Annotated in this window: 13 protein-coding genes; 3 read left to right on the top strand and 10 right to left on the bottom strand. The window is 46.4% G+C overall.

Annotation, left to right across the window (positions count from 1 at the left end):
* Positions 1-9: 9 nt before the first annotated feature.
* The 3 genes from WFI24_RS09120 to WFI24_RS09110 form a co-directional block, all read right to left on the bottom strand.
* Complete coding sequence (locus WFI24_RS09120) at positions 10-591, bottom strand: nitrous oxide reductase accessory protein NosL (protein ID WP_336760059.1); 582 nt, start codon at positions 589-591, stop codon at positions 10-12.
* Complete coding sequence (locus WFI24_RS09115; protein ID WP_336760057.1) at positions 588-1,976, bottom strand: right-handed parallel beta-helix repeat-containing protein; 1,389 nt, start codon at positions 1,974-1,976, stop codon at positions 588-590. Before WFI24_RS09115 ends, WFI24_RS09120 begins: the two co-directional genes overlap by 4 nt.
* Positions 1,977-2,305: 329 nt before the next feature.
* Positions 2,306-2,902, bottom strand: a complete 597-nt coding sequence (locus WFI24_RS09110; RefSeq protein ID WP_336760056.1) for a TetR/AcrR family transcriptional regulator — start codon at positions 2,900-2,902, stop codon at positions 2,306-2,308.
* Between the two features lie 139 nt (positions 2,903-3,041).
* On the opposite strand from WFI24_RS09110, the gene WFI24_RS09105 reads away from it, so the two are divergent.
* Both WFI24_RS09105 and WFI24_RS09100 read left to right on the top strand, forming a co-directional pair.
* A complete protein-coding gene (locus WFI24_RS09105; protein WP_336760054.1) occupies positions 3,042-3,923 on the top strand; it encodes an ABC transporter ATP-binding protein in 882 nt (293 codons plus the stop codon).
* A 1-nt stretch (position 3,924) separates the two neighbouring features.
* Positions 3,925-4,722: a hypothetical protein gene (locus WFI24_RS09100; protein WP_336760053.1), complete on the top strand. Its 798-nt coding sequence runs from the start codon at positions 3,925-3,927 to the stop codon at positions 4,720-4,722.
* A 121-nt stretch (positions 4,723-4,843) separates the two neighbouring features.
* Here WFI24_RS09100 and bshB2 read toward each other — a convergent pair whose 3' ends face one another.
* The 3 genes from bshB2 to WFI24_RS09085 all read right to left on the bottom strand — a co-directional run bounded on the left by bshB2 (position 4,844) and on the right by WFI24_RS09085 (position 6,364).
* A complete protein-coding gene (gene bshB2 / locus WFI24_RS09095; RefSeq protein ID WP_336760051.1) occupies positions 4,844-5,524 on the bottom strand; it encodes a bacillithiol biosynthesis deacetylase BshB2 in 681 nt (226 codons plus the stop codon).
* Between the two features lie 23 nt (positions 5,525-5,547).
* Entirely contained in the window at positions 5,548-5,892 is a 345-nt protein-coding gene (locus WFI24_RS09090; protein WP_336760050.1) for a YojF family protein, read from the bottom strand.
* 133 nt (positions 5,893-6,025) lie between these two features.
* Positions 6,026-6,364: an antibiotic biosynthesis monooxygenase gene (locus WFI24_RS09085; protein WP_336760048.1), complete on the bottom strand. Its 339-nt coding sequence runs from the start codon at positions 6,362-6,364 to the stop codon at positions 6,026-6,028.
* A gap of 271 nt (positions 6,365-6,635) precedes the next feature.
* Here WFI24_RS09085 and WFI24_RS09080 point away from each other — a divergent pair, with 271 nt between their 5' ends.
* Positions 6,636-7,421, top strand: coding sequence for a DUF817 domain-containing protein (locus WFI24_RS09080; RefSeq protein WP_336760047.1), 786 nt, complete (start codon positions 6,636-6,638; stop codon positions 7,419-7,421).
* 118 nt (positions 7,422-7,539) lie between these two features.
* Here WFI24_RS09080 and WFI24_RS09075 read toward each other — a convergent pair whose 3' ends face one another.
* From WFI24_RS09075 to WFI24_RS09060, 4 genes are all read right to left on the bottom strand, one after another.
* Complete coding sequence (locus tag WFI24_RS09075; RefSeq protein WP_336760046.1) at positions 7,540-10,077, bottom strand: glycosyl hydrolase family 95 catalytic domain-containing protein; 2,538 nt, start codon at positions 10,075-10,077, stop codon at positions 7,540-7,542.
* Positions 10,074-11,219: a glycoside hydrolase family 88/105 protein gene (locus WFI24_RS09070; protein ID WP_336760045.1), complete on the bottom strand. Its 1,146-nt coding sequence runs from the start codon at positions 11,217-11,219 to the stop codon at positions 10,074-10,076. The genes WFI24_RS09075 and WFI24_RS09070 overlap by 4 nt, the downstream gene beginning before the upstream one ends.
* 67 nt (positions 11,220-11,286) lie before the next feature.
* Entirely contained in the window at positions 11,287-13,344 is a 2,058-nt protein-coding gene (locus WFI24_RS09065) for a glycoside hydrolase family 65 (RefSeq protein ID WP_336760044.1), read from the bottom strand.
* Between the two features lie 44 nt (positions 13,345-13,388).
* A complete protein-coding gene (locus WFI24_RS09060) occupies positions 13,389-15,683 on the bottom strand; it encodes an AraC family transcriptional regulator (protein WP_336760042.1) in 2,295 nt (764 codons plus the stop codon).
* Positions 15,684-15,692: the final 9 nt, after the last annotated feature.

Genomic DNA, 15,692 nt, shown 5'->3' with positions numbered 1-15,692 from the left:
TTGTCATTCCTAGTGGCCTGACTCTTCTTTCTTCTCAACTTCCTGGTGCATCTCATTACTGTCTCCTTCATCATCATGTCCGTGCTCACCATGCCCATGTTCACCCATCATGTCCATATTCTCTGTGTTCTGCTTCCAGTCATGAGAAGCAAGATCCTCAGCGGTCATAATGGTTCCCACACCTTGCTCTGCAATGAAAGCTTCAGCCGAGGGCTTGTCCTTAAAGTTAAGAATTCCATAGGCCATAGGCGTGCGTAATGAAGCGTCGTATACATACGTGGCTTTGCTGTATTCAATCCATTCCTTATCATTATAATCACGTACATAGTCCATGCCGATGTTATCGGTGCCATTTTCTGTTTTCCACTGGTTCATGCAACCGATATCATCGAACTTGTAATTTTGGCCGTCTTTCGTAGTGAGCTGTGTTGCATATGCGTCGTCCTTCACCTGCATTTTACAGATCGCACAGATATCCACGTCCTCATTGATCGGCAATGCCGCGTATTTTGTTCCGCAAGCGGTTAACAATACCATGCCAAACATAAGTACCATGACCAATGTCCATCTTCTATTCAAGCCTTTGTTCATTTTCGTAATACCCCCATATAGATGATTATAAAAGTAGCCATACCCAACAGAACTAACCCGAACATCCACACCATCTTGGAACCTGTAGCACTTTCCACTGACATGTTCAGATCAGATTTCGTATCCATGCTCATTCGTGGCGATTTGTCGGTAGTCCATTGTTCTCTGCCTTCTGTAAACAAGTCACTCAGAAAGACCATGCCCGGTGATTGGAAAAAGAGCTGATACGCAGAATTTCGACTGACCAGTTGCTCATAAAAAGGATTGATGGCATAGGGAATTTCACTGATTCCATCCTGATTCAGATCGAGCCCCTGAAAAGAGTCCCAGTAGTTCTCCATCATGACATTATTCGGGCTACCCAGCGCGGAAGCCTCAATGACATTGGATACCAATCGATTACGTGTAAACTCATTACCTTCTGCCAGGACCAGCTGGATTCCAACAAAATTCCGAAGCACCGCATTGCCACGGATCTCATTGCCTGAGGATTCTGCAATATTCATGCCGACACGATTACCCTCCACTACATTGTTGTGAACAGAAGATTGATGTACGTCATACAACAGAATCCCTTGGGAGTGAACATTGGTACTTTGTTTGCGAAAGGAATTCCCCGATATGACCGTATTCTTGACACCCATAATCATGGCACCTGTCATGTTCTCCTCTCCGGTATTGTCCATGACAGAAGAGCCGTCAATGTACATACAGTGGATGCCATACCTTGTATGTAACAGCCTGTTATTTTGCACGGTAGACTTTCGACTGTTCTCCAGATAGATTCCATCCCTCATGCCAGTGATCTCATTGGCCTCAATGTAGCTATCATGGGAGTTGTACAGATCAATGCCATTGCCCTTCTGGCCACTGGAAGCAGAATCAGCCCCCAACCAAGTAATGTTGTTCCGTTGAATCGTTGCATGACTCGAATTACGGATGATCATCCCATACCCTTGGGTCTGAATATGCATATCCGTAATTTCACTGTTTTTCCCTTCAACCTGAATCGCTGCAGTCTGTTCATTCGTATCATGTTCAATTGTAAAACCGCTCAATTTCACCCCATCCGAGCGAATCATTATCGTAGAGGTGGCTTCCGCATTAACAACTACGACCGTAGGATCACCCTGAATGGTGATGTTTTTGTCAATCGTCACCGGTCCAGAATAACGACCTGATGCAAGTTTAATGACTTCTCCAGGTGTAGAACGGTCAATCATAGGCTGAAGGGGAATGAGCTCACGATGTCCGGAGGAGGCCATGATTGCACCGTGCGGAAGAGATAGTAGGAGCATCATCATTCCGATTAGAAAAATTACACCCGTAACCCTTCTTTTGTTGCAGATGTCGAACTCATCTAGTTCTGTCCAAGGATTACCCATGAATCTTCACGCACAATTCTGGCTTCTTGTTACAGTTGCTTATTGCTGTGGCAATGCATTCAACGAGTCTTGCGTTAATCCCATGTATACGTTGGTTGTACACACCATCCCTCCATTCCACTTAAAATCAACTCTCCATGTTCCTCATCCATTGAAGCAATGTAATAAATGAAGCGTTATCACAATCCTGATCACAGTGTACTTAAAATGATATTTATTCCATATAGCTCAATTAGGCTATAGACGCCCCATTTATGTGTCGATATTGTGATGTAAATCAAAAAAGCCGCCATATTGGCGACTTCCTGATTGAGAGTGTATTTTAATCATTAATTTCCTTCTTCCCTCTTACCCAGAATTCCGTAAAGAAACAGCTTGCCCAAGTCTTTTCGCACATTTACATTAAGTTTTTCTGCAAAAGATGGTTCGCTCAACATGGTCATGATCCCATTCATAAAAATCATGATGGCTTCTGCCGATACGCCTCCTTTTATTTTCCCCTCGGCTTTGCCTTGTTCGATCAGCTTCATAAGCTCAGGGATGACAACGTTTCTGGCATAATCCTCAACATGCTCTTTGAATGCTGGATCTTCGAACATAAAATTCTTAATGCCCTCACTATTCAACGTCTCTTGATTGTTTACGGATACCTCATACATTTTACTCATCTTATCTTCAAAAGGAATAGCGGAGTTCATTACAAGACTGAATTCCTTTCCCGATTCCTCAATTTGATGGTAAAAAATCTCCTTGGCCAATTCTTCTTTGCTTCCAAAAAAGTTATATATGGATGCTGGAGAAACACCAGCATGTTGCGCGATCTCCCTTACACCGATTTCTTTAAAATTTCGAGTCATGATCATATCGATTAGTGATTGCAGGATTTGCTTTTTTTTCTGTTCTCTGCGTTTTTCGAAGCCATTCATGGAATCTACCGTCCTATCCTCCGCGAATTATGTAACAAGATATCTCTATGTTATATTTTTATTGACATCTATTCAAGCTAGTAATATTATGTAACTGAAAATAATATTGTTACATAATTATCCGTGGAGGTTGAGGTCAATGATCAAGGTCCACTCTTTAACCAAGATCTATTCAAACGGTAAGGGAATTAGGGATGTGAGTTTTGACGTTGAAGAAGGAGAGGTCTTTGGATTTCTTGGGCCCAATGGAGCCGGAAAAACAACTACTCTACGTCATCTGATGGGATTTGTGAATCCCTCCAGCGGGATGTCTAGTATCAACGGCTTAGACTGCAGAAGGGAAGCAGCACAAATACAGAAGAATTTGGGTTATATGCCTGGTGAGATCGCATTTTACGATAACATGACAGGCATGCATTTTCTGGAATTTATTGATGATTTAAGAGGACGTAAGGACAAATCGCGCCGCGATCAATTAATCAACCGATTCGAGTTGGATTCGGGTCAGAAGATCCGCAAAATGTCCAAGGGGATGAAACAAAAAGTAGGATTGATCGCCGCTTTTATGCACGACCCTGCAGTGCTCATTCTTGATGAACCTACAAGCGGGTTGGATCCGCTGATGCAGAGAAGATTTGTGGAACTGATTATTGAGGAAAGAAACCGGGGCAAAACGATACTCATGTCTTCCCATCTCTTTGATGAAGTCGATCACACTTGTGAACGTGTAGGCATCATACGAGAAGGGTCAATCGTAACCGTGGAGAACATAAACTCGCTAAAAACGACACTGCCGAAGAGCGTTGTAGTCGCTCTGGCGCATGCGGAGGATATGAAGGTCCTTCAAAATAACGGACTTCTTTATACTGAATTGGGTCCCTTACGTGTGGAGATTAAGATTACAAATGGATATGACCAAGTGCTCAGGGGACTCTCCCAGTGTAAGGTTATTGATATGGAGTGCCCTCCCCAAACGCTTGAGCAAATTTTCATGGACTTTTATGGGAAGGAGCAAATTTAATATGTCTTGGGCATTATTTAAAGCAAACATGCGGGCCAATCGGTTCATTTGGTTTCTTATTGTAGCCATTTATTCTTTTTACTCCATTATGCTGATAGGTATGTTCGATCCGGATAGCGTCGATGCACTAAAAGAAATGTTGAACATGTTTCCTCCTGAGCTCATCAATGCTATGGGAATGAATGTTGGAACCACTTTGCTCACCTTTCTTTCCGGAACACTTTACAGTCTTCTTCTCTATTTGTTCCCCATGATTGTTTCCATCATTACGAACCACCGAATAATGGCCGCTCATGTTGATAAAGGAAGTATGTCCTATCTGCTTTCAACGTCCAACTCAAGAAAACGTATTGCTGTTACCCAAGCGGTTTACAGTCTGGTTTCAATAACAGCGATCTTTTGCTGGATTACGGTACTAACTCTTGTTGTATCATCTATCATGTTTCCGGGGCTTATGGATATTAACAATTTCATTTGGCTTAATCTTTACGCCCTTCTGATGTATTACGCCATCAATGGCATCTGTTTTTTTGCATCTTGTTTGGCAAATGAAAGCAAGTATAGCCTTGGACTCGGGGCCGGTGTTCCTGTAGCGTTTGTACTACTGCAAATGCTGGGCGATTCAGGAGAAACGTTGAGCTGGATTAGCAATATGTCATTATATTCCTTGTTCGATCCGGTGCGATTGTTCGCAGGTGACAGCTACGCGTATGTGGGAATGGCTGTGTTCGCAGGACTTGCAGCACTTCTGTATGCTGCAGGAATTATTATTTTTGATAGAAAAGATTTGCCTATTTAATCCGGGTATAGTTTGATCTACTCCCGCAAAGGGCCGCAATGATGGAATAACGTAAACGGGACGAAGCAGGATAAACCTCTGCTTCGTCCCGTTTGAACGTGTGCGACTTCCGATGAATCATTTATTCAAATGGATAGGTCCAAAATGTTTCTCTGCCAAAACGTTTCTTGATTTCTTCATTATTCAGCTCACGATTTCCTACAAGCTCTGCTGCCTGGAATTGTGAACGGTGGGCACGAATCGACGCCATTTTCCGATCCAAAAATTCGGATACGTCAACGAATACATCCGGTTTGCCAATGTACTGTTCCTGATTATTAGCGAACGCAACGCAGTGAACCACTGGTCGCTCAGCCACAGGAAGTTGAGTAATGGTACGAATAACAGCGGCTCCTGTTGCATCATGATCGGGATGAACACTGTACCCTGGATAGAACGTAATGACCAGCGTAGGGTTCAACTCTTTAAGTAGCGACATGACGGTGTCTTCCAGTAATTGTGGGTCTTCGAACTCCAGCATTTTATCGTGGAAACCTAGCATTCTCAGGTCTTGAATCCCAATCGCTTCAGAAGCTTCGATGAGTTCCTGTTTACGGATCGCAGGCAACGTCACTCTGTTGGCAAATGGAGGAATCCCCATGTTGCGCCCCATCTCGCCAAGTGTTAGACAAGCATAGGTTACATGGGCACCGCCATCTATGTATTTGGCTAACGTTCCCGATACAGAGAAAGCTTCATCATCTGGATGTGGATATACCACCAAGATGCGCTCATGCTCTTGCTCGTTATGTGTAGTATTCATGGTTATTCCGTCCTCCGCTTTCATCAGAACATCTCCCGACTCAGTTGTAACGCCACAACCAGCTTGCCTTGGCTGTCGTGACCAGCTAGAATCAGTCTTTCTTCTTCCTGCTCATCAATGTGTGTAAGGCCTTCGGCGTAGATCCAACCTTGAGTTGTTTTCAGACCAACCCGGTAAGGACCTGTACCTGAGATGGAACCCTGCGTATATCGTATGGCCGCATTGGTAATGAATGCCGATGCAGGATGTCTTGTACTGTCCATGTGTTGTGCGTAAGCACCTGACGTGAGTTCTAGATGTACGTATAAGTCCTGATCAACAAGATTATTGATCCGGAGCTGAATATCTTGAGGTTTTATCGGTTGCATGGCGGCCTCCTTATCTAATGTAATTGTACGAATTTCATTTTAACATAACCACGAGAGAATATACATGGAAGGACCATGCCACCTGCTCATAGAGCCTTCCTATAAGAATCGGGTACACTCTGGGATGGACTCCCTATAGTCCTTGTTCTGAACTGCCGCTGCCTGTCTTCACCGTCTGTACCTGATACATATTTACAGTTGTGCTTATCAGATAATCAGGTTTCTCCTGTGTTCTTTTCTCACGATGGCCTTTGATATGTACATCACTTTTCTCCCAATTCTTCCAATCTTCTTCCGATTCCCAGCGAATGATGACCATCACTTCTTCGTTCTCTGCATTTTTTTTGTTAACCATGACACTGAAATCAATCAGACCGGGCATGTCCACAACCGGAGTTGGACCACTGAAACGTTCCACGATCTTATCGCTATTTCCCTTTTTAACAATGATGCTTCGAGTTTGAATCAACATATTAATTCCTCCTGGTAGTCGCATGCCTCGCATTATGCAAGACATGATGACATGTTTTATTCTTTTATTTTAATCTAATTGAAAATCATTATCAATGAAAAGGGTTCGTTTTACATTTGAAAACAAGAACAGATCAGCGTGTTTTTTTCTCTTTTTATTCATTGATGATCTCTATATTATGGAGTGTAGGCAAAAAACGCCCATGATGAACACCCTTAAATCATATCATTAAACTGTGCTCAAACGTGTTATGAAAGGAGTTAAACTCGACTTGAAATCTCTAATACAACTACTTCATTTCGGCTATCACCAGGCGATGAGCTGCATATTTCCCGTAGCGATCTTTGGAACACTGGCCCTATCCAGCGTAATTCCGATCCCTTTCCTTCATCGATATGATGCCATTCTGCTTGTACTGCTTGCAGTGCAGTACCTGATGTATCGAAGCGGCTTGGAGACCCGGGATGAAATCAAGGTCATCTGTGTATTTCACATCATTGGTCTGGTGCTGGAAATCTATAAAGTATGGATGGGATCTTGGTCTTACCCTGAGCCAGCTTGCACCAAAATCCTGGGTGTCCCTCTTTATAGTGGATTCATGTATGCAAGTGTAGCCAGTTTTATGTGTCAGGTGTGGCGAAGATTGCGAATGGACATGACCGGATGGCCTGGCTTTGCACCTTCCGTTCTGCTCGGAGCAGCGATCTATATCAACTTTTTCACCCATCATTTTATTCCCGATTTTCGCTGGTGGCTGACGGCGCTTGTATTTATTGTCTTCTGGAAAACCTGGATTATCTACCGCGTACGAGCAACGACCTATCGAATGCCGTTATCGCTCGCTTTTATCATTGTCGGTTTCTTCATCTGGACTGCCGAGAATATCGCTACATTCTTCAATGCCTGGAAATATCCAGATCAGCATGATGCATGGCAGCTGGTTAGCTTTAGTAAGATCAGTTCGTGGTTCCTGCTGGTCATCATCAGCGTCATCATCGTTGCTCAGCTCAAATATGTGAAGGCCAATCGAACCGCAGGTGATTCAAAGTCCAGTTAATTATTCATTCTCTAACCATAACAGCAGCAATCTTAGACTCGTACCTAAAGTCTTCGAATGCCGCTGTTTTTTGCTGTGTTAATGCATTTCTCACCTAAATGGTAATTCTGTATACGTCTTAAGCATCAAACACTGTTGTCTGCTTCAGCACCAGTTCCCCTCCAGCTTCAATTTCAAGCTCATAGATACCATTCTCATCAAGTTCACATAAGCAGGCATTTCTGCTGAGCATCTCGCATCCTTTCACCCATTCAGGAATATGAAGCTTCGTATTGATCCGCCGGTCCGTGACAAGTTCTGCCCGGAAGAAACCCGTGCTCCGATTCCATGTACAGGACATTCTACCTCCTGGTATGCACCAGTCATGAATGGAACCTCGTACCCACCGTTCTGGCAATGCCGGCAGCAGCTTGATGCGATGTTCTGACACATAGAGCAGCATTTCCTGTACTGCATTAACCCAGCCCATATTGGCATCCAGCTGAATCGGAGCTGCGGGCATGGACATACATATTCCCATATTGCGCCAGTCATTATGCAAGGTATACCCATTACTAAGTACACAGGAGCGCGCAAGAATATCGAGACTTTCCAGCGCCCGCTCACCATTGCCAAGTCGAGCATATATGGACGACATATGTGCAAGGGACCAGCCACTCTGAGCACCAAGCCTTCGCTGATCAACTGCTGTCTCGAAAGCCTGAAACAGTTCTGGTTGTCCTTCACGGGTGACCTCCTGTCCTGGAAAAACAGGATACAGGTGCGAGAGATGACGATGATCACGTCGATCTTCAAAAGCAGGATGCAGCCATTCTTTCACAGCTCCCTCCGATTGAAGAAGATAATCGGGCATGCGCTCCAGCATGGCTTCCCAACAGGAAATCTTAGTCGTATGCACACCGACTAGCCGGCTGACTGCAATGACATGTTGTAACAGTTCTTTAATAATGGCAATGTCCATGGTGGCATTAATGGCTGTTGGCATAGGATGGGCCAGTGGCTGTCCATGCTTAGGCATAAAATTCTCAGGTGTATTCTCTGGCGAAACAGACGGGTATATCTTGTATTTTCCGTCTTCACCCAGCACCAGAAAATCTTCATAGAACTGAAGGGCCTCCTTCATGAAGGGCAAGGCTTCCTCCAGCAGAAATTGCTTATCCCCAGTGAACTGATAATGTGCATAATAATGTCTGGCGATCCATCCTGCTGCTCCCGTCCAATTCATGATTACCGGAACAATCTGGTTAGGCACCCCGATACCCGGTGTTGTTCCAGCGGGAATGTAGATCCCACGGCAACCATATAACTTGCGGGCATTGTCCCGAAAGTCATCCATTAATCCGTTGTAATAGCGGAACAACGAACGATTCAGAATGGATAAACCACCTACGTCAGTGTGCCAATACATCATTTGCACATTCTCATTCGCCATATTGTGACCCCAGATCAAGCGATAATCTCCACCCCACAAGCCGTATAATCCAAATGGCAATCCGCTATGTTCAGAGGTTCCGCTGATAAACAGATATCGACCATAGGCCCACATTTTGCGCACGAACCCTGTAGGTGCTTCACCTTCATAGGCTTCCAGAAGCAAGTCTTCGTTACAGCGCCCGTCATCCGTTTCATCATCCAGATCTAGCTCAGCGGACCGAAACAACGGTTGATGCAGTGAGATATGCCGATCCAGCAACGTATTGTAGTCGCTCTTAAGCGATGCGAGTTCCTGCTTCAACCGTGTCCATTCCTGCGCTCGTCTGCCCGTAGCAAACATTTTAACAAGCACAAGCACTTTTCCAGAGGTATGGAAATGAAGTTGCCTGCTAAGCATATCTTCGTTAGTTTCGCTTTCCTTTTGTTGATCATGACTCGCACCAGGGATTTCGTTCAATTGGATCAGTCGCAGCACCGCACCGTAGTCCTGTCCATCGTCATTTTGCCCGCCATAGCACAGGTAGTCTCCACTATCATCCCGATCGATTCTTATCGTTATAGACGACTTCAGTACGTTGAACTCATCATCTTCTCTTACCCGGTCGCCCTGCGGGAATTGCAGGCCTATCGTCCCCGACAGCATTGAATGCTCAGCCGAACCTGTTCCCTGCGAACTTGCTACATCTTTCACTCTATGAGTCTGGATCTCGTAGACAATACAATCGTCTGCACGCGAGACGAACAGACTTCTTGTATAGTTGTGCCTTCCGTCCTGCCAGCGTACCAGAACTTCCCCTGTGTCCATATCCAGTTCCCGCCGATATTTGCGAAAAGCGTTATTACACGTCATGCCCACCGTCATTGCAGCCAGTGGATATCGGGAGGACAGCCTGGACGCGTAACCTTCTGCTTGCAGTGTACGGGTCAGATGCCAGCTTGCCTCTAAATATCGTTCCTCATCCATTAACTTACGGGTTTCTGATAAGGTATGACTGACATCGGGCAGTTCATCTTTGCGCCCCCAATGCCATAATTCACTGTGCTGCAAGAGCACAGTTTCCGCCTGAATTCCGCCTTGCACTGAAGCACCAAGTTTACCGTTTCCGGAAGGTAGCGCTTCTCGCCACATCCCTTGCCACCAAGAAGAGGGATATTTCATCAACAACTTGTTCCTGTCCGGCCGTATGCCTGTAGTGTCTGTCTGGTCCTTGTGTTGGTTCACGCTTCTTCCGCCCCAAGTCTCTCCATCTCAATACTGGCTAGCAAGAACGGGGCTACGCCCATCTGCACATCGCTAACGACCTGTTCACTGATGTAATATTCATAAGAACCGTCTCGATACTTCTTCCCACCGAGTCCGGCACCGTGACAGATGTGGTGCAAGTGCACCCCTTTTTCATCTTCAGTGACTAACCGCTTCAATATTCCTGCATAGGCATGATCAACGACTTCACGGTCCAGTTCAGCCAGATAATGTAACCGGATGCCTTTTGCGAGTGCATAGGTCAGCATACAGGAAGCAGAGGCTTCCAGATAATTGCCCGCTCTTCCGTTCTGATCCATCACTTGGTACCAGAGTCCACTATCATGATCCTGAACATGAGCAATCGCGTATGCCATTCGTTCAAATATGCCCATAATCTGTCCGCGCTGTGGGTGATCCACGGGAAAGTGCTCCAGTGCATCCACAACGGCCATTGCATACCATCCCATGGCCCGGCCCCAAACATGAACGGATCGACCAGTATCTTGAGCGCACCAGCGTTGTTCCCTGCTCTCATCCCAGGCATGGTGGAGTAAGCCATTACGCGGATTACGGGTCTTTCGCTCGATCAACAAAATCTGTCGTGCCACTTCATCGAAGCTCTCGGGATGATCGAAGGTGCTCGCATATTCCGCCAGAAAGGGTGAAGACATATAAATACCATCCAGCCACATCTGATACGGATATATTTTCTTATGCCAGAATCCACCTTCACTTGTCCGTGGCTGTCCTTTAAGCTGGTCAACCAGGTGCAAAATTGCCTTAGCATATTTGTCATTGCCGGAATTCTTCCACTGGCTGAACAGATTTTTGCCCTCATTGATCATATCCAGGTTGTAATCATTCAACCGATAGGTCCGAATGGTGCCGTCATTCTCAATGAGGTCATCCATGTGACGCTGAACAAGTTCCGCGTAGCGGGTTTCTTGATTCCATTCGGCGGCGCGTTCCAGTGCCATCAGCGTCATCCCGCCAACGTAGCCCCATTTGCCTGCAATCTTGGGATGATTGCCATTCTGGCATTCGGAAAGCAAGGTATCTGCTATTTTGACAGACATTCTTCGTTCCTGTGTCACTCCCTTTGTCGAAGTTCCAACCATATCGAAATCCTCCTTCTGATGGATTATGCCATCTGTACCGTTCATTCGGGGTTTAACGTTCTGACGATTACATCAAAGGATGAAGACCTTCCCACTTCACAGTCCAGCTTCCATCCCGTGGAAATCCCGGATTCGCTTGTTCTCCTGCCCCTGTCCAGCCGGCGGCCATCATGGCGACAGCGGTTAGGAGACCACCGTTCCCGGGAAGATATGCCCACAACCCTGCTCTCTGATAGTTGTGTCCATTAGGCAAATACGTGTTCTTCGTGGCATCCATCATCAGGAAATCCACTGCAAGCTCTGGTTCATTCAATCTGGCTGCGGTCATCGCGCACATCGGAAAATCCCAACCCCAGGCGGATTCCCAGTCCCAGCATTCCTTGACCTTGAGCAACGTATTTCTCATGATCTCCGGATCTATTAATGAACCTGGCAATAGTCCAAGTGCTCCAACCATCGAGGGATGATCATGGTTTTTAACGGTGTAAGTGTCCGGACAATTCTCGTGTGCGAGATAAACTCCTTTCTCATGTCGAGGTTTAGCCATGTGTGAAGCCACTCTTCGCCAGTCTGGATTGGCTGGATGATTCAAACGCTCTGCCCACAGGATGGCTATCTCCAAACCGAATTTCCAGTACTCCAGTTCATAGGGCGGATTCAAACTATCGCTCATCCCGTGATTCTCCTGCGCAGGGATAAGCGGCGGACCTAGCACATACGCTTGCCTTTTCCCATCCCAATGGGCATAGGACACCATAAATTCAGCCGCTTCAAATACGATATCCTTATACCTTGTTAACATGGCAGGGTCAGGCCGGGACAGATAACACATCTCAGCTAGCGCCATGGGATGTGGTTGCTGCCAGATCAATCCCGGAGCTACCGGCGACGGAGTCTGATGCCCGTTATAACCCACCATTTTGGGCCATCGCGCGCCGACATAACCTTGAGAGCGTGCCAGTTCTCGGGCTTCTGGCAGGATGGTCAGGTACCAGTCCATACTCTTGCACAACAGATCGGTCCGATTCCAGAGCGGAAAATGCGCTGCATGCCACCAATGCATCTCCAGATGCATTTTGCCGAACCAGCTGTTATACATATATCCGGTCTCTTGCGGTGGCATGGACCCACCACTGTGCACCGCACTCAGGAACTGGGATAGGACCACTCTGCGCTCCAGTTCAGCGGCACGCGGATCCGAACTGCCTTCAAAATCAATCACTCCGCCATCATTCCAGAACTGATTCCAGTGGACCGAGCTTGATCGCAACACTGTATCTGCTGGCAAGGTTTCCGGCTTATGTGCAGCAAAAGATACACTGCACGACCAGATGTCCGAGTCTGGTACGGCCTTGGGAGATAGTGTGAATTCGTGAGTTCCCGTCTGTTCCAGTTGGCCTGCGTCCCAGATCCACTCCAATGCATACTCATCTTCATCCAGCACACGTTTCAATGATGCGGAAGTCGAAGTGACCGATGTCAGCACAGTAGAATGTCTGTCATGTTGCTTCCAGTCGGGGAATACTGATTTTGACCAGCTCCGGTGTGTCATATCAGGCGATGGAAATACAACAAACAGTTGCAGACACTGCTTACGGATTAATTCGGATTGTACACGAATGGCGATACAATCGAGCCGTGGGTCACAGGCTGTCTCTACACGCACTTCTTCCCCCTGCACGGTAAATTCACTGTGCAGAATTCCGGTCCATAGATTCAATTCCTGACGTACCGGGACGACATGGGTGACGTACGTCTCCTGACCATCTTCTCCTAGCAAACGAAATGAAATGCGTCCAAGCTGAAGTCGATGCGGGTTCTGCCTAAGCCAGTGATAGGCTTCTTCCTTGTCTTCGGGCTTCATGGGGTATGGCACTTTGCGGCCATATGTCTCAAATGCCTGATAGACAATATCCTCATCTCCGAATACATGATGACCGCCCGTATAATGCCAACCCCAGTTGGATTGTGTACCAAGAGGTATTTCATACAGATCTGGATACGTCTGAAGTCCCGTAAAATCAGCACTGAATGCAAATTCTCCATTACCTACAGATAAAGGCGATCTGGGCTCAAGCTGCGTTAATACCGGATGATTCCTGGTGACGACTGATTGTCGATCCATCAATGGGTCTGCCTCCTTATCATTCTATGGGGTTCAACTATGGATCAAGATTCCCGTACTACACCCCTGCGGCTTCGCATTATCTCCCTGTACTTGCCCGGTGTAATGTCTTTGTATTTTCGATACACACGAATAAAGCTGTTCTCATGCTGATAACCCACCATCGTTGCGATCTCGGAAATTCTGTAATCCGTATCCAGCAATAGTTCACAGGCACGTTCCATCCGAAGCTTAGTGAAATATCCGTGGATGGTATCACCCATTTCCTGCTTGAACAACTGGCTTGCCAAACTGCTTCCGATCCCGGCATGCTCGGCAATCTCCTGAATGCTTACCGGGTCTTCCAGGTGCTTGTTCATAAACGTAATCATCTGTTGGCACAGTATGAAATCCTTGCTAAGCATAAGGCTACCGAACCAATCAGCCAAACCTTCGATCTGGCTTCGCAGCACTTCACAGACAGCCTCCAGATGCATGGTCCGCATATCCACCATTTCAAGTCCGCAACCTTCTGTCTCACGCTTCTGGCGAATACGTTCAAGTGTAGCTGCAACAGCTTCAAGAAAGGCCAGCGCCGATGAAGGGTGCCATTGCTCGTGGGTCATTCGACCGACTATCTTGTCAAAAGTTCTCAGGGCTTCTTCACCCCTGCCTGCTTCGACGGTCTCCGTCAGTTGAGTCATGAATTCATGTTCTTCCAATGTGTTCTCGGTCGGTTGCAGACCCGAGATCTCGTCAAATGAAATAACTCGTTCATACCCCCGGTAGAGTCTGTAATCCAGCGCACTCTCCGCCTCATGCATGGCTCGCTGAAGTCGCATGAATCCGTCGTGCCCCCCGCTTACGCCGCTCGACACCTGAAACTTGAGTAAACGAGGAATCATGCCAATCGTCTCTCTTATTGCTGTCGTTATGCTCTTGCTACCGCCAGAATGAAGCGGTTGCAGCATCACGAGCATCCGGTCTCTGCCCAGATCGGCTGATAACACTCGCCATTGTCCAGACAACAGTTCAGCTATGATATTACCAATGGCAAATTTCAGCAGGGAGTGATCTGACTTCCTAAAGCGCTCACACCAGGCCTTATAATTGTCAATCGACAACATGGCAATAGAGAGTGGCTCATCGCTCCAATCCTTGAAATAACGGCACCATTTCTCGCTAATTTCCCGACTTCCTGTCATATGTCCGTTATAGATATCCGTCAGAAATTTGGATGAAGCTTCCGGAAGGGTCTGCCTGAGATTGATGGCCTGCTGAGCATGATCCGTTAGCAGTTGACCCGTTATTTTCTCCAGATCAATCTGCTCCGGATGGATTCTCTCCTGGTCGTATCCGCTGAGCAGTTGTCTCATGCGTCTTACCGGTCTAAAAGCAGCTGCATTGTAAACTGTGATCGTAACCGCTCCTGCTACAAGAGCCAACAAAGATACGATAAAAACAATATTGCGGATCTTCTGTGCATTAGCCAGGAGACTGTCTTGTGATATCACGGACAGATAACGCCATCCGGTGTACGGTGAAATGGTCTGTGAAGCCAGTAAAAGCTTACCTTCATGTTTAAACTCACCAAGCTTTTCACCATCCAATTGGGTGAGTACATGACTGACCGCTTCCTCTCCGACGGCATAATTGCCGAGATCATATAAAGGCTGGTTGTTGGTGTCGAGGATGAACCGATGGCTGTCAAGGTCGGAGACGGATGAGAGCAGCATGTGCTCGAACATCTTCTCTGTCTTGAAATTAACTGCGATAATCCCTTTCAACTCGCCAGCGATCATTATTTTTCGGTAAAGTGTAATTTGCGGCATGGACGCACCAGAAGATGTGGAAATCTCACGTTGTTTGACCAGCATGGGACGCTCTTCAAGTTCATCGGCAACACTAACCCAATCCGAATCCGGGAAATTAACCTTGCTGGAGCTGTAGCCTTGTGGGAAGGAAACAATGCTCTCTCGATTCATATCAAAAATGTAAGCGCTCTTAATAAAGGACGTACTACTGATTAAGGTTTCCAGAAATTGTACCAGTTCCGTAATATTGCGGTATGATCCCTGTACTTCATTGGTAAGAAATCGGTATACATTACTGTTCAGTGCAATTTTCACCGCAATCTGATCACTTTCCCGGATCACTTCATCAATATCATTCATGCTGATACGCAGCATCTGGTGTTGCGGCTCACTTAATTCCTGCTGCAACACCGATTTGGAAGAATAATATGTCGTCATCCCCACCGCAATAATAATCATGAAGACAACAACAGTCAGAATCAGCAGCAGCCGGGTCTGGGTATTGGTGAAATTGAATTTTAGCCACTTTAAGAAGGAAAGGGTCACAATTATCCC

Origin of the sequence: Paenibacillus sp. USHLN196, assembly GCF_037144955.1 — a bacterium.
In the GTDB taxonomy this organism is placed as follows: Bacteria; Bacillota; Bacilli; order Paenibacillales; family Paenibacillaceae; genus Paenibacillus; species Paenibacillus xylanexedens_C.
Note: the sequence above shows the minus strand (reverse complement) of the source record. Positions and strands in the feature narration are given on the sequence as shown.

What these genes read in the sequence shown, in the direction of transcription:
- WFI24_RS09090 (WP_336760050.1), bottom strand. Translation starts at nt 5,892, where the DNA reads ATGCAACCGATAAAACCTCAAGATATTCAGCTCCGGATCAATAATCTT.
- WFI24_RS09070 (WP_336760045.1), bottom strand. Translation starts at nt 11,219, where the DNA reads ATGGTTGGAACTTCGACAAAGGGAGTGACACAGGAACGAAGAATGTCT.
- WFI24_RS09110 (WP_336760056.1), bottom strand. Translation starts at nt 2,902, where the DNA reads ATGAATGGCTTCGAAAAACGCAGAGAACAGAAAAAAAAGCAAATCCTG.
- bshB2 (WP_336760051.1), bottom strand. Translation starts at nt 5,524, where the DNA reads ATGAATACTACACATAACGAGCAAGAGCATGAGCGCATCTTGGTGGTA.
- WFI24_RS09100 (WP_336760053.1), top strand. Translation starts at nt 3,925, where the DNA reads ATGTCTTGGGCATTATTTAAAGCAAACATGCGGGCCAATCGGTTCATT.
- WFI24_RS09085 (WP_336760048.1), bottom strand. Translation starts at nt 6,364, where the DNA reads ATGTTGATTCAAACTCGAAGCATCATTGTTAAAAAGGGAAATAGCGAT.
- WFI24_RS09065 (WP_336760044.1), bottom strand. Translation starts at nt 13,344, where the DNA reads ATGGATCGACAATCAGTCGTCACCAGGAATCATCCGGTATTAACGCAG.
- WFI24_RS09115 (WP_336760057.1), bottom strand. Translation starts at nt 1,976, where the DNA reads ATGGGTAATCCTTGGACAGAACTAGATGAGTTCGACATCTGCAACAAA.
- WFI24_RS09105 (WP_336760054.1), top strand. Translation starts at nt 3,042, where the DNA reads ATGATCAAGGTCCACTCTTTAACCAAGATCTATTCAAACGGTAAGGGA.
- WFI24_RS09120 (WP_336760059.1), bottom strand. Translation starts at nt 591, where the DNA reads ATGAACAAAGGCTTGAATAGAAGATGGACATTGGTCATGGTACTTATG.